Genomic DNA, 14639 nt, shown 5'->3' on the forward strand with positions numbered 1-14639 from the left:
CGTACGCAAGGTTTCAATGAGTGACTTGATCCACGACTTCATCTTCCGCTCTGCCGGCCGCTCCCCACAAGCGGAGGCGCTCGTTTATGGCAGCCGCCGTCTGGATTACGCAACACTTGCGGATTCCGTACGGCAAGTCTCGACAACCGTGCTCGGCCTTGGCCTGGGCCGTGGCGAGCGCCTGGCGGTGTATCTTGAGAAAAACATCGAGAATGTGGCCACCATGTTCGGCGCCGCGGCCGCCGGCGGCGTGTTCGTGCCCGTCAATCCCCTGCTTAAACCCGAACAGGTCGCTTACATCCTGGCCGACTGCAATGTGCGCATCCTGGTCACCTCGGCCGACCGCCTGAAATTGCTGGCCGGCGCCCTCGATGCCTGCCCCGACCTGCACACCGTCATCGTCACCGGCAACATCGACAAGGCGCCCGCCCTGGCCCGCATCCGCGTGCTGGGATGGGACGCTGTTTTGGCCAAATTCGTGGCCGCAGCCGAACCCGCCATCCCGGCGCGCAATATCGACACCGACATGGCGGCGATTTTGTACACCTCGGGCAGCACCGGCAAGCCGAAAGGCGTGGTGCTGTCCCACCGCAACATGGTGGCCGGCGCCAACAGCGTGGCCAGCTACCTGGACAATACCCCGGCCGACCGCATCCTGGCCGTGCTGCCGCTGAGCTTCGACTATGGCCTGAGCCAGCTGACCACCGCTTTCAGCGTCGGCGCCACCGCCGTGCTGATCAACCACCTGCTGGCGCGCGATATTCTCAAAGCCGTGCAAGCCGAACGCATCACCGGCCTGGCCGCGGTGCCGCCGCTGTGGATCCAGATCGCGCCCCTGCCGTGGCCGGCCGACTGCACCCTGCGCTATCTCACCAATTCCGGCGGCGCCATGCAGCGCCCCACGCTCGACGCCTTGCGCCGCGCGCTGCCGAACGCGCAACCATTTTTGATGTACGGCCTGACCGAAGCCTTCCGCAGCACCTACCTGCCGCCGGCCGAACTCGATCGCCGCCCCGACTCGATGGGCAAGGCGATCCCGAATGCCGAAGTAATGGTCTTGCGCCCCGACGGCAGCGAATGCGATCCCGGCGAAGCCGGCGAACTGGTGCACCGTGGCGCGCTTGTCTCGCTCGGCTACTGGAACGACCGCGCCAAGACCGCCGAGCGCTTCAAGCCGGTGGTGTCAATCCATCACGGCCTGACCCTGACCGAAATGGCAGTGTGGTCGGGCGACACGGTGCGCAAGGATGAACAAGGCTTCCTGTACTTCATCAGCCGCAACGATGAAATGATCAAGACCTCCGGTTACCGGGTCAGCCCCTCCGAAGTGGAAGAAGTGGTCTACGCGCGCGAGGGCGTGGCCGAAGCGGCCGCCATCGGCCTGGCCCACCCCACCCTGGGCCAGGCCATCGTGGTCGTCGCCCACCCGCGCGAAGGCAGCGGCCTGACCGCCGAAAGCCTGCTGGCCGCCTGCAAACCGCATCTGCCGGCCTACATGCTGCCGGCGCGCGTGATCATCGCGCCCGAGAGCCTGCCGCGCAACCCGAACGGCAAAATCGACCGCAAACTCTTGAGCGTACAAATGGAACAGCTGTTTATGGAACCCTTGAAGGAAGCAAACTCGTGACCGCACCCCGTCCGCAACACGCGCCGCTGGCGCAATTCGAGGTCGAGGGCGATTGCCTGCAGATCGGCGGCATGCCGCTCACGCGCCTGGCCGAACGGGTCGGGCGCACGCCCTTCTACGCCTACGACCGCGCCAAGCTGACCGAGCGGGTCGAACTGCTGCGCCGCCACCTGCCGCCCGAGATCCATCTGCACTACGCCATGAAAGCCAATCCGATGCCGGCCGTGGTCCAGCACATGGCCACCCTGGTCGACGGCATCGACATCGCCTCCGGCGGCGAACAGCGGGTCGCGCTCGACACGCCCATGGCGCCGCACCTGGTCAGCTTCGCCGGTCCGGGCAAGAGCGATACGGACCTGGGCTGCGCGATCGCCGCCGGTGTGACCTTGAACATGGAGTCCGAGGCGGAAATGGAGCGCATCGCCGTCATCGGCGCGCGCCTGGGCCTCACGCCGCGCGTGGCGGTGCGGGTCAATCCCGACTTCGAACTCAAGTCGTCCGGCATGAAAATGGGCGGCGGACCAAAACAGTTCGGGGTCGACGCCGAGCGCGTGCCCGCCATGCTGGGACGCATCGGCGAACTGGCGCTCGACTTCCAGGGTTTTCATATCTACAGCGGCTCGCAGAACCTGAAAGCGGCATCGATCCAGGACGCGCACGAAAAAACCTTCGCGCTGGCGATCCGCCTGGCCGCGCACTGGCCCGGTCCCCTGCGCACGCTCAACATCGGCGGCGGCTTCGGCATTCCCTACTTCCCCGGCGAAGAACGGCTCGACCTGGCCGCCGTGGGCGAGAACCTCAAGCGCATCCTGCCGGACGTGCGGCGCGCGCTGCCCGGCACCGAGATCGTGATCGAACTGGGACGCTACCTGGTGGCCGAAGCGGGCATTTACGTCAGCCGCGTGATCGAGCGCAAGGAGTCGCGCGGCCAGGTCTACCTGGTCACCGACGGCGGCCTGCATCATCACCTGGCGGCGTCCGGCAACTTCGGGCAGGTGATCCGCAAGAACTACCCGGTCGCCATCGGCAACCGCATGAACGCCGAAGAACGCGAAACAGTCTCCGTGGTCGGTCCGCTGTGCACCCCGCTCGACCTGCTGGCCGACCAGATGCCGCTCGCCAAAGCCGAGGTGGGCGACCTGGTGGTGGTGTTCCAGTCGGGCGCCTACGGCCTGTCGGCCAGCCCGGTCGCCTTCCTCAGCCATCCCGTGGCGCTGGAAGTGCTGGTCTGATGCCATAATCCGCACTCGATCCGCAATCAACGATGACAACCAACGCAAGCGCGAGGATAGCAATGACTGAATTTTCCGGGAAGCCGCAGTGAGCGGGCTGTGTGGCTGGATCGGCCACGGCGCCAGTGCCGCTGACAACCAGGTCCTGATCGCGTCGATGGCGGCGCCGCTGGCGGCCTTCGACCAGAACCCCGTCAGCACCGTGCAAGCGGCGCGCAGCGCGCTGGCGGTGTCGGCGCGCGCGGCCAGCGCCCACGTGTACCAGGGCGAGGGCCTGTTGGTGGCCGTCTGGGGCGAACCGGAACTGGCCGACGGCCTCGAGGCCCAGGGCGGGCACGAGGCCGGGTTGGCCGAACGCGTGGCGCGCCTGTGGCGGCGCGACCCGGACGCCGTCTGCGTCAAACTGAGCGGCGCCTTTGCGCTCGCCATCCTCGACGACGCCAAGGGCGACGCCCTGCTGGCGATCGACCGCATGGGCACCCACCAATTGAGCTACCAGACGGTGGGCGAGGCGCTGGTGTTCGCCACCTCGTCGGACGCGCTGATCCGCCACCCAAAAACGCCGGCGGCGATCGATCCGCAAGGCTTGTACAACTACGTCTACTTCCACATGGTGCCGGCGCCGGGCACCGTGTACCGCGGCCAGCAACGCCTGCTGCCGGGCGAATGCCTGCGCTTCAGGCACGGCGGCGTCGAGAAACGCGCCTACTGGCGCATGGTGTTCGACGAACAGCCGCAGCACTCGTTCGAGGACCTCAAGCAGCAGTTCCGCGACCTGCTGCGCAGCAGCGTGCGCGAGGCGGCCGGCAAGCAGCCGTACGGCGCCTTCCTGTCCGGCGGCACCGACAGCTCCACCATCGCCGGCATCATGCGCGAGCTGAACGACCAGCCGGTCAACACCTACTCGATCGGTTTCGAAGCCGAAGGCTACGACGAAATGTCGTACGCGCGCCTGGCCTCGAAACACTTCGGCACCAGCCACCACGAGTACTACGTGACGCCGGACGACGTGGTGGCCGCCATTCCGCGCATCGGCGCGGTGTTCGACCAGCCCTTCGGCAATGCCTCGGCGGTGCCGGCCTTTTACTGCGCGCGCCTGGCCCGCGCCGACGGCGTCACCCGCATGCTGGGCGGCGACGGCGGCGACGAACTATTCGGCGGCAACGAGCGCTACTCCAAGCAGCACGTGTTCGCCCTGTACGACAAGGTCCCGGGCCTGCTGCGCAAGGCCCTGCTGGAACCGGCCGTCTTCAACTTCCCGGCCGGCGAACGCCTCAAACTGATTCGCAAGGCGCGCAGCTACATCGAGCAAGCCTCGCTGCCGATGCCGGCGCGCCTGGAAACCTACAACCTGCTGGGCCGCTTCGGCCCGGCGCAAGTATTTACCGCCGGCTTTCTGGCCGGTGCCGACACCGGCGCGCCGCTGGCCAGCCTGTCGCACACCTACGCCCAGAACGACGCATCGAGCCTGATCAACCGCATGCTGGCGCTCGACCTGAAAGTCACCCTGGCCGACAACGACCTGCCCAAGGTGATCAAGGCCTGCGAGCTGGCGGCGATGGAAGCGGCCTTCCCGTTCCTGTCGGACCGGATGGTGGCCTTCTCGGCGCGCCTGACGGCCAAACAGAAACTCAATGGCACCCAGCTGCGCTACTTCTTCAAGGAAGCGCTGCGCGGCTTCCTGCCCGACGAAATCATCACCAAGCAAAAGCACGGCTTCGGCCTGCCGTTCGGCGTGTGGCTGCAAAAGCACAAGCCGCTGCAGCAGCTCGCGCTCGACAGCCTGTCCGACCTCAAGGCGCGCCAGATCGTGCGTCCCGAATTCATCGACGCGCTGGTCGGCCAGCACCTCAACGAGCACGCCGGCTACCACGGCACCATGGTGTGGGTCCTGATGATGATGGAACAGTGGTTCAAACAACGCTCCGCACCGCAAAGCTGATTACCGATGCCCGAATACCAGCGTTTCGACGCCGTAGCATGTGAATTTCCCCGTCCGCGCGTACCTCTGTTGCCGGCCCTGCACTGGGCCGACCTCGGTTTCGGCAGCGGCACCGTCGCTCCCGCCCTGATCGACGGCACCGCCGTGCGCCACTTCGCGCGCGGCCGCTACGCCATGCACGCGGCCTGCCAGGCCGGCGGCATCGGTCCCGGCACGGTCTTGCTGGCCCCGTCCTACCACTGCCGCACCATGATCGACCCGGCGCTGGCGCTGGGCGGCACGGTGCTGTTCTATGAGGTCGACAGCGACCTGACCCCGCGCGTGGACAGCATCCGCGCCCTGCTGGCGCCGCGCGACCACGGCATCAAGGCCCTCGTGCTGCCGCACTACTTCGGCTTCGAACAGCCGCCGGCATTGCTGGCGGCGGTGAGCGCGGTGTGCCGCCACCACGGCATCATGTTCATCGAAGACTGTTCGCACGCCTGGCAGGTGGCCGCCAAACGGGCCCAGACCGGCCAGGCCAACGCCGACCATGTGCTCATGGCCAGCCCCTACAAATTTTTCGGCTGCGAAGACGGCGGCGTGTTGTGGGCCAACCCGGCGCTGTTTCCGATCACGCCGCCGGCCAGGCCCGGCCTGCTGCGCGAAATCAAGGCCTTCAAGTCGGCCTGGTCGCGCAACCGCGCCGCGCATGCGCCGGCCACCGCCGCCGAGCCGCGCGACCCGGCCTTGCGCGGGCACGACATCGTCGAGCGCCACGACGGGCCCTCGTCCCAGTACGAGCGCGCCATGGAAAACAAGAACAGCCTGGCCCTGTCGCGCTGGGTGATGCGGCGCACGCGCCTCGCGCCCCTGGTCGAACGGCGCCGCCAGCATTACAGCCAGTGGCTCGAAGCGGTGGCCGGCGCGCGCGGCGGCCAGGCGCTGATGCCCGACCTGCCCGACGACTGCGCACCGTATATGTTCCCGATCACGATCGCCGAGCCGGACCCGGTGTTCTACCAGCTGAAGCAGGCCGGCATGCCGATTTTCCGCTGGGACGACATGGCGGTGTCGAGCTGCACGGTGGCGCGCAACTACCGCCTGCACCTGCTGCACCTGCCCTGCCACCAGGGCCTGTCCGCGCAGCAGATGGCGTGGATGACGGCGCTGGTCTCGAAAGCGCTGGCATGAGCGGCTGGAGCGGCGTGCCGCTGCAGCGCTCCCTCGGCAGCCACGGCGCGGCCTGGGATGCATTGAATGCGCGCCTGTTCGGCGGCCATCCGCTGCTCGGCGCGCTGTTCATCGACGGCTTGCTGACCCAGTTCGGCGACGGCAGCGAGCAGCTGTGGACCTGCCGGCGCGACGGCCAGGTCGAGGCGATGTGCATACTCAAGCCGCGCAACGCGCTGGTGTGGGCCAGCTTCCTGCCGTCGCAGGCGCAGCTCGGCGCCACCCTGGTGGCCGACGCCGCCCTGCTCGATTCGCTCTCGCACAGCCTGCCGCCGCTGGTGATCCAGCTCGACCTGCTGTGCAACGACCCGCAAGTGGGCGCGGTGCTGGACGGCCCGGTGCCGGGCCAGCACCTGCTGAACCACGCGCGCACGATGCGGATCGCCCTCGATGGCAGTTTCGCGGACTACTTGTCGGGGCGCGCTCACCTGCAAAGCAATATCAAGCGCTACCAGAAACGCGTGCTGGAAAACGGCGTGGCCAAGCGCCACGTGTACATCCTCGACCCCGCCGCCATGGACGCGGCGGTGGACCGCTACGCCGCGCTCGAAGGGGCGGGCTGGAAGGGCCGCAGCGGCACCGCGGTCGGCGCCAGCCCGGCCCAGCACCAGTTCTACCGCGACCTGCTGCGCCGGGGCGCGGAGGGCGGCAACGCCATGGTGTGCGAGCTGTGGCTGGACAACAAACTGGCCGCCTCGCGCCTGCTCCTGCGCCGCAACGGCATGTACGTGATGCTCAAGACCAGCTACGACGAGAGCTTTTCGGACTACTCGCCGGGCCGCCTGCTGCTGCGCGGCGTGATCGAACACGCGTTCGCGGCCGATCCGGGCGGCGCCATCGAGTTCTACACCGACGCCGACCCCAATCTGCTCGAATGGGCCACCGGCCAGCGCTGGATCCGGCACCGCACGCTGTACCGCTGGAGCGTGGCCGAAGCGCTCAAGGTGTCGCTGCGCGCCTGGCACAGCAAGCCGCGCGTGCAGGAAGGCCTGGCGGTCGAGGTGTTCCACCACCCGGATGCGCTGGCGCCCGACGTGCAAAGCTTCATGACCAAGGCCGAAAAGCAGAATGTGGCCGGCGGCCTGGCGTGGTACCGCAACCTGGTCGACACGGTATACCCGGCCAATCCCGGGCTGCGTTTCTACGTGCTGCGGCGCGGCGGGCAAGTGATGGCGGTGCTGCCGCTGCGCGCCGAAAAATCCGGCGGCGCCTGGCAACTGAGTTCATTGTCGAATTTTTATACCAGCCTGTACGAGCCGGTGCTCGACCCCGGCCTCAAATCGCGCGAGATGGTGATGGTGCTGGCGGCCATCCAGGACGAATTCCCCGGCCTGGGGTCGCTGACGCTCACGCCGATGGACCCGGAGTCGCACTCCTACCAGACCTTGCTGGGCGCGATGCGCATCAAGGGCTGGCTCGCGTTCGAGTATTTCGCCTTCGGCAACTGGTACCAGCCGATCGAAGGCGACTGGACCAGCTACCTGGCCGCGCGCGGCGGGCAGCTGCAAAACACCATCCGGCGCACGGGCAAGAAGTTCGCCAACGAAGGCGGCACCCTGGAAATCGTCACCAGCGCCAGGGACTTGCCGGTGGCGATCGCGGCCTACGAAAAGGTGTACGCGGCCAGCTGGAAGAAGCCTGAGCCCTTCCCCGCGTTCATGCCGGCGCTGATGCAGGCCTACGCCGCCAAGGGTTTCCTGCGCCTGGGACTGGCGTGGATCAAGGGCGAACCGGTGGCGGCGCAGTTGTGGATCGTGTCATACGGACGGGCCGAAATCTACAAGCTGGCCTACGACGAGGGCTTCAAGGCCTATTCGCCGGGGACCCTGATCACGGCCATGCTGATGGAGCACGCGATCGACAAGGACAAGGTCACCGAGATCGATTACCTGATCGGCGACGATGCCTATAAAAAGACCTGGATGAGCCACCGGCGCGAACGCTGGGGCGTGGTGGCGTACAACCCCCGATCGCTGCGCGGCCTGAGGGGACTGGCGCGCGAAGCGGCCGGCCGCGCCGCGCGCGGCGTGGCCGACCGCCTCGCTTGAATGCTCAAGCCGAGGTGCGGATGAAGAAGACGTTGTCCTTCCCGTTCGGCATGAGCATGAAACCGCGCAGCGCCGGCACGTAGCGGAAGCGGTTGTGCACCCCGGCCCCGCTGCTCTCGGGCGGACGGGTGCGGCCGGCCAGTTCGAACATGCTCATATCCCAGGTATTGCCCCCGTTCGGCTTGATCACGTAGATGCGGCCGGCGCCCGCGCCCTGGCCGCAGTAGAACAGGAAGCGGTCGTTGGCCGGATCGTAATCCATGCCGGCGTAGGTTGGCTTGTCGGCCTTGAAGCTCTCCAGCGCCGCACTCGGATTGAACGACACCGATATCTGCACCGTGCCCTCGAGCGGCACGCGCGAGGCGAACACCCCGGGCGTCCCGTAACCCATGCCATCGGCCCAGTTCAGCGAAAACAGCTGGTTGCGCAGGGCGTCGTGTGCGATCGGCCAGCGGATCGTATCGTCGGTGCGCTGCGTGATCGGCTGGCTCCAGCTGCGGGTGGCCGCCGAAAAACGCGCCAGCCCGGTGCTCCAGACGTCGCCCGTGTTGCGGACGACGACCGCGCCCAGGTGGCCGGTCGGAATGTCGGCCCAGGTGCCGGCCGCATCCCAGGTGTTCGTTTCCAGGTCGAAGCCATCGACGTTGTGGAAGGAGTGCGCATTGCCGTAGGCGGCGCGCACGCCGAAGGTCATTATCCGGTTCAGTTGAGGCACGTAATGCGCGGTGCTGTACAGGTGGCGCGAGGTCGGCTTGCCGTCGGCGTAGTAGGCCACGTCGATCGCGGTGCGCGCGCTCTGGCCCTGGCGCAGCTGCCATACCGGCGCATTGTCGGTCAGGCGCAGCGACACCGCGCGGTTGTCGGGCGAGTCGAGGTGGCCGCCGGCCGCCGCGATCAGGATTTCGTTGCTGCGCTCATTGAAGGCGATGCCGCTGTAGGCATGCACCGCCGAGCCGCCGGCACCAAGGGTGCCGGCGATTTCGATCCACTCGCCCAGCCCCGTGCCGGCGAACCAGGACGGATCGCCTTCGTGCGGCGTGCTTGGCACCGGCAGCGGCGTGGGCGGCGCGTACAGCGCCGGTTTCACGCCCCACACCGGCTTGACGTCGAAGGCGGCGCGCAAGGCGCCCCAGTTGGTGGCGCCCGTCATGCGTTCGTACGCCTCGCGCGCACCCGGCACGCCATGGCGCACCGCGTAGGCGATGGCCGGCACCAGGTTGCCCCACATGGCGCGCTCGCCCGGCATGTATTCGGCGGCCAGCACGCCTTCGGTCTTGCCCAGCCAGGCCGGCGGCGTGGCATAGGTGGCCTGGTATACCTCGGCCTCGGAGCTGTACCAGGGACCGGTGCCGTTATCGTAATCGGGCTTGGCGCTGGGCGAAATGACCATCGTGTACGGTACCGCGTTGACGTACCAGAAGGCGGCTTTGGTGCCGAGCCGGCCGACCGCGCTGCGCGCCTTCCAGGCGAAGAAGGCACTGAGCTTGGTGCTGGCGGCCGCCGAAATCGGCAAGCCCAGCGAGACCGAATAGCCGAAGGCCGCGGTGACGAAGTCCTGCTGCCACGGTGAACCCATGCGGATGGTGCCGTCGTAGCCTTCGCCCGGCTTGATCCAGCCGAACGGATTGTTCGGACGGGCCACGTAACGGCCGTGGAAGTGCTCGATATTCGCTTCCACCGAGGCGATCAATTCGGCGCGCAGTTCGCGATCGTCGTCGGGCGTGACGCACAGGGCCTGCACGCGCGTGCGCCAGTCCCACGCGCAGCTGCGGGTCTGCCAGGCCGCGACGGCGGTTTGCACCAGGCCCTTGCTGCCGGTGCGCAGCGCGGTGTTGTCGCCATTGCCAAGGTAGTTGGCGGTGGCGGCGAACTGCACCTGCTCCATAAAGTAGAAACGGCCGGTGGCCAGGTAGGCCGCAAACCCGACCGACGGGCTGTGCGCCACATCCCAGCTGGGCGGATTGCCGCCGGTGGCGACCGGGGTGTACTGGCCGTTGGTGGAGCCGCCGGTATCCTTGAACCCATGGCCGGCGCGGATGTTCAGGGTCGGATGGCTGGAAAAGCGCAGCGGACGGTTGGTGTTCTCGTCGCGGTAGTGCAGGCCGTAGCGGCCGGCCGAAAAGCCGTTGCGCACCACGCCGGCGTAGGTGGCCGGGGTGTCGGCCACCAGAAACAGCACGTCGTGCTGCGGCAGCAGCCCGATCGGGTCCTGGTAGCCGGACGACGCCATGCTGTCGCCGTAATAGGTGAAGTTACCGGCCTGCAGCGGCGTGTAGCTGGCCGCCAGGGCCTTCACCGCGCTCGCATCGGCGGTCAGGCGCGCCTGGTACGACGGCACCAGTTCGGTCGCCTGCAGGTAGACCGGATTCTGGCGCGGCACCACGCCGGGATCGGCGCCGCCCCAGTACGACAGCGCGGTCCCGCTGATCAACGGCGTGCGCTGATGGTGTTTGAGGTCGATGGCGGCCGACATGCGCAGGCTGCCATTGAGCGAAAACGTGTAGGTGGCCGCCTTGTTCGATGGCGCGGCCACGCGCAGGTAGCCGTTCTCGATCCACGGCAGCACCTCGAGCGCGCCGCTGGCCCACAGGCGCACTTCGAGCCAGGCCACCAGGTGCGGGTCGCTGCCGACCGGCTTGCGGTAGATCCAGGACGACATCAGCGGACCGCTGACCCAGGTCTTGAACGGGCTGTCCCAGTCGGCGCCCTGCCAGCTGACGGTGCCGAACGCGCCGCAGCCGACTTCGGCGACGGCGCCGCTGTTGCGCAGGCGCGCGGTGTCGATCAGGCTCTCGCCCGCGGGGGCCGCGATGGTGCCCAGGTTGACGGTGGTGCCGGCGGCGCCGGGCAAGCTGGCCTGGCCGGAGAGCAGCGCGAATTTGAGCGAGCCGTCCGGCCACACATTCTTGACGTTGACCTGCAGCGCGCCCTTGTCCGAACCGAGCGTGCGCCCGGCCGGCACATCGCCGCGGCGGAAGGCGAAGCCCAGGCTGAACGGCACCGAGGCCTGGCCGGTGGTGCTCACGACAGTAAACGAGGCATTCGGGACCGGCGCGCCCGGCTGCGGCACGAGCGGCGGCGTACCCTGGTCGAAGGGACCGGAGGCCGTGGTCTGCACGCCGCCGGCGGCGGTCGAGGTGGGCGCGGCGGCGGCGCCATCGCCATCGCCGCCGCCGCCGCCGCAAGCGGTGAGCGCGCCGGAGGCGACCAGCATGGTGGAGCGTCGGAGGAAAATACGGCGTTGCAAGTCGGTCATAATGGTTTCTTCGTAATAACAATGAAAAGAGTGCTATTAACGCGGCGTCGCTCGTTCTTTAGACCACCCCAATAGCGCGGCGATGAGTTCGTTTGTTGCGGCATGGAAACGCCATTCTACCCGCATATTTACCGCGCGCGAAATGACGGTTCACAAACAAAACGAGAAAAACGGCTATTTATTTTTGCGGGATGATTAAATGGCAATGATTATTGAATTGCCGAATTGGAATAATAATGAAGGCTTGGTCAATATTACCGCCGGCATAATCAGATAGCCGCTTTGGCATTATCAGGCGCGGTGCCGCCATATTAACCGGCCTCGACAATAATGAACAGCGCCGTCATGCCCGCACGGGCAACGGGGGCTTGCCCCAGCGGGGCGGGAAGAGGCAACGGCGGTCCCGGATAATCGCGCTGCGATATAATAAGGCGGGCTGGTCTGTAAAGAAGGGATAAGGCGGATCTGGAATGCGCTGTTCAATATTCAAGTATTCGAGAAACACAACGGTGATAATATCTTTGGCAACGCCGCCGGGGTGCCCGGGATAATCAAGTCCGGGGGCGCGCATTAATGCGCGATCAAGCCCCGGCCGACTTGCGGCGCGCCTGCGCGATTGCCATCAATTCGCGGTACAAGGGATGGCGGAATGTCCACAGCAGCAATGGCCAGGCCACGCAGGTGGCGCCGGCGCAGGCAAAGAAAACGGCGTGGCCGAGCGCCTGGCCGGCCGGACGCAGCCACATGACCATGGCGATTGCCGGTGCCAGGCTCAGCACCGCCAGCAACAGGTTCATGCCCACGTTGCGCAGCAGCGCGCCGAAATCGGTCGGCAGGCGGCGCTGCTTGAGCGCATACCAGTACGGCACGCTGACCACGGCCATGACCATGAAACCGATCGCGAAATACTCCAGGTTGCGGTAATAGAAGACCACCAGGCACAGGGCGATCGCCTTGACCGGCTGGATCACCAGTTCGGCCGTGGCCACCAGTTGCGAGTGGCCGGCGGCCAGCAGCACGGTCGGGGTCAGGTTGATCATGGCGCTGGCGGCGCCGGCCAGGCAAAAGAACGGCACCAGCGGCGCCGACTGGTCCCACTGCGGCCCGAACATCAAACGCAGCACTTCGAGCGGGAACAGCGCGGCGAAACCGTAAAAGGTCCAGGCGATGGCGGTGACGTTGGTGACGCTGAGGACGTACTTTTCTTCCAGGTTGTCGTCGTTGCGCACCGCTTTCGAAAACGCCGGATAAGCCACATTGCGCACCGCGCCCATGAAGTCGCGGTGGAACAGGTTCATCAAGCCCTGGGCGCGGCTGGCGATGGCCACCGCCGAAAAGCCCATGATCTTGCCGACCGCCAGATCGTTGATATCCATCGTGATCGAGGTGATCACGTTGGCCACGGTGAGCGGACCGCCGAACTTCATGATCTCGCGCCACTTGGTGAGGGCGGGACGCAGCAGGCGAGCGGCCGCGCCCACATGCCAGATGCCGGCGGCGATGATCGCGTTGTTGAGCACCGCGCCGAACGCCAGCGCATACGCGCCCGCGCCCTGCCACGCCATGAGCAGGGTGGCGATGGTCGAGAGCACGGCCCCCGACAGGTTAATCCGCATCACCGACTGGAAATTGAGCTCCCTGCGCAGCAGCGCCAGGCACACCGAATTGAAGGGCAGGATCAGGAAGTTGAGCGCGACGATGCGGGCGATCGTGGTCAGGCTCTCTTCATGATAAAACGCGCCGATCAGCGGGGCGCACAGCTGGATCAGCAAGAACAGGCCGGCGCCGAGGATCAGGGCCAGGCCCCAGGCGCTGGCGATGTATTCGCTGGTGAGCTCCTTCTTCTGGATCAAAAAATTCACCAGCCCGAAATCGCGGATGACCTGGGTGACGCTGATGATCGCCAGCGCCACCGAAAACAGGCCGACCTGCTTGGGCGTGAGCAGGCGCGCCAGCAGCACGAACGACACCAGGTTCAGGGCGATGCCGAGATAACTCTCCAGGAACGAGAACACCATGGCGCGCCGCACGGTGCTCATGCGGCGCTCCGGGGGTGCCGCACGATGGCGCCAAGGGCGAGCGCCAGTTTGCCGGTCAGGCTGGCGCGCGTGTACATCGCCAGTTCGCTCGGAATGCGCTTTGAAAAGATCGCGCCCGGGCCGCTCTGGCACAGGGTAGCCAGGATAGCGGCCAGCCCCTCCACGTCGCCCGGATCGGCGCGCCGCGCGCCACCGACCTGGGTGAGCGTCTTGGCCACTTCGCTGACCGCCTGCGCCGACGCCAGGATCGGCCGCCCGCTGCCCAGGTATTCGAACAGCTTGCCCGGCATGCTGGCGTGCTCGTAGAGGCCTTTCGAGACCGGCAGGTACAGGACGCTGGCGCCCGACATCAGCGCGGTTGCCTCGGCATGCTGCACGCGCCCGCGTTCTTCGACGATGTCGTCGATGCCGTACTCGCGCGCGGGACCGGGCGCGTAGCCGGCCACCACGATATCGAGGCGTGCCAGATGCGGCGTGCCGCGCTGCTTGAGCAAGCGCACCGCCGCGTACAGATCGTCCGGGCCGTAGCCGGGGCGCCATACGCCGGTGTAGACGATGCGCACGCGCTCACTGGCCGGCGCCGCTGCCGATCCTGCGGGCGGAAAGTCCCCTTCATTGAAGCCGTTGGTGATGAAAAAACGGTTCGCCGGCAGCAGTTCCTGCGGCAGCAGGCCGAGAAACGATTCGGTGGTGGCGATCACGCCGGAGGCGGCGCGCAGCACGCGCCGCTCCAGGCCGGGGTTCAGGCGCCGCTGCAGCCAGCTGGTCTTGTCCCACTCCACCTCGGCCGGCTTCCACAGGTCGCGGTAATCGACCACGAACGGCACGCCGGTGCGGCGGCTGACTTTTTCGGCCACCAGAAAGGAGGACCACGGCCAGCCGGTGGCGTAGATGGCGTCGAACGGTTCCTGCGCGTGCAGGCGCACCGCATGTTGCACCGCCATCGGAATCCAGCTGGCGCATTCGTCCGGCACGTTCCAGAAGCGGCGCACGCGCCACTCAAGGGCGCCGGACAGGCGCTGCGGGTCGACCAGGCTGGCGAATTTTGCCGCGAACCTGGGCGCCATGTGGCGCGTCCACAAGGGCGCGCGTTCGATGCGGGTGCCGGGCCGCACTTCGTCGAGCAGCGAGGGGTCGCAGTGCTGGGGATCGGGGCTGTCGACCGTGAGCACGGTCGGGGTCCAGCCATGGTCGGGCAAATGGTTGACGAATTCGAGGCTGCGGCGCGTCCCCGAATTGAAAATCGGCGGATACAGATAAGCGATGACCAGCACTTTCTTCAT

8 protein-coding genes are annotated in these 14639 nt (G+C 67.0%); 5 read left to right on the top strand and 3 right to left on the bottom strand.

What is annotated here, in order from left to right:
- The first annotated feature begins 16 nt into the window (after positions 1 to 16).
- From F2P45_RS20450 to F2P45_RS20470, 5 genes are all read left to right on the top strand, one after another.
- Complete coding sequence (locus tag F2P45_RS20450; protein WP_166879267.1) at positions 17 to 1627, top strand: acyl-CoA ligase (AMP-forming), exosortase A system-associated; 1611 nt, start codon at positions 17 to 19, stop codon at positions 1625 to 1627.
- The gene (locus F2P45_RS20455) at positions 1624 to 2859 is read left to right on the top strand and encodes a pyridoxal-dependent decarboxylase, exosortase A system-associated (protein WP_166879270.1); all 1236 of its coding nucleotides are present in this window, start codon (positions 1624 to 1626) and stop codon (positions 2857 to 2859) included. The genes F2P45_RS20450 and F2P45_RS20455 overlap by 4 nt, the downstream gene beginning before the upstream one ends.
- 88 nt (positions 2860 to 2947) lie before the next feature.
- The gene (locus F2P45_RS20460) at positions 2948 to 4801 is read left to right on the top strand and encodes an asparagine synthetase B family protein (protein ID WP_166879273.1); all 1854 of its coding nucleotides are present in this window, start codon (positions 2948 to 2950) and stop codon (positions 4799 to 4801) included.
- Between the two features lie 6 nt (positions 4802 to 4807).
- Complete coding sequence (locus tag F2P45_RS20465; protein ID WP_166879275.1) at positions 4808 to 5974, top strand: DegT/DnrJ/EryC1/StrS family aminotransferase; 1167 nt, start codon at positions 4808 to 4810, stop codon at positions 5972 to 5974.
- Positions 5938 to 8061: a GNAT family N-acetyltransferase gene (locus F2P45_RS20470; protein ID WP_166879278.1), complete on the top strand. Its 2124-nt coding sequence runs from the start codon at positions 5938 to 5940 to the stop codon at positions 8059 to 8061. Before F2P45_RS20465 ends, F2P45_RS20470 begins: the two co-directional genes overlap by 37 nt.
- Before the next feature lie 4 nt (positions 8062 to 8065).
- On the opposite strand, the gene F2P45_RS20475 is transcribed toward F2P45_RS20470, so the two are convergent.
- From F2P45_RS20475 to F2P45_RS20485, 3 genes are all read right to left on the bottom strand, one after another.
- Positions 8066 to 11317, bottom strand: a complete 3252-nt coding sequence (locus tag F2P45_RS20475) for a hypothetical protein (protein ID WP_166879281.1) — start codon at positions 11315 to 11317, stop codon at positions 8066 to 8068.
- 581 nt (positions 11318 to 11898) lie between these two features.
- On the bottom strand, positions 11899 to 13356 hold the full coding sequence (locus F2P45_RS20480) for a lipopolysaccharide biosynthesis protein (RefSeq protein WP_166879283.1): 1458 nt from the start codon (positions 13354 to 13356) through the stop codon (positions 11899 to 11901).
- The gene (locus tag F2P45_RS20485; RefSeq protein ID WP_166879286.1) at positions 13353 to 14639 is read right to left on the bottom strand and encodes a glycosyltransferase; all 1287 of its coding nucleotides are present in this window, start codon (positions 14637 to 14639) and stop codon (positions 13353 to 13355) included. The genes F2P45_RS20480 and F2P45_RS20485 overlap by 4 nt, the downstream gene beginning before the upstream one ends.

This window comes from Massilia mucilaginosa (assembly GCF_011682145.1).
Lineage (GTDB): Bacteria > Pseudomonadota > Gammaproteobacteria > Burkholderiales > Burkholderiaceae_D > Telluria_A > Telluria_A mucilaginosa.

Excerpts from the sequence above, each read along its gene's own strand:
- F2P45_RS20450 (WP_166879267.1), top strand. The coding sequence starts at position 17 with ATGAGTGACTTGATCCACGACTTCATCTTCCGCTCTGCCGGCCGCTCC.
- F2P45_RS20465 (WP_166879275.1), top strand. The coding sequence starts at position 4,808 with ATGCCCGAATACCAGCGTTTCGACGCCGTAGCATGTGAATTTCCCCGT.
- F2P45_RS20475 (WP_166879281.1), bottom strand. The coding sequence starts at position 11,317 with ATGACCGACTTGCAACGCCGTATTTTCCTCCGACGCTCCACCATGCTG.
- F2P45_RS20480 (WP_166879283.1), bottom strand. The coding sequence starts at position 13,356 with ATGAGCACCGTGCGGCGCGCCATGGTGTTCTCGTTCCTGGAGAGTTAT.
- F2P45_RS20485 (WP_166879286.1), bottom strand. The coding sequence starts at position 14,639 with ATGAAGAAAGTGCTGGTCATCGCTTATCTGTATCCGCCGATTTTCAAT.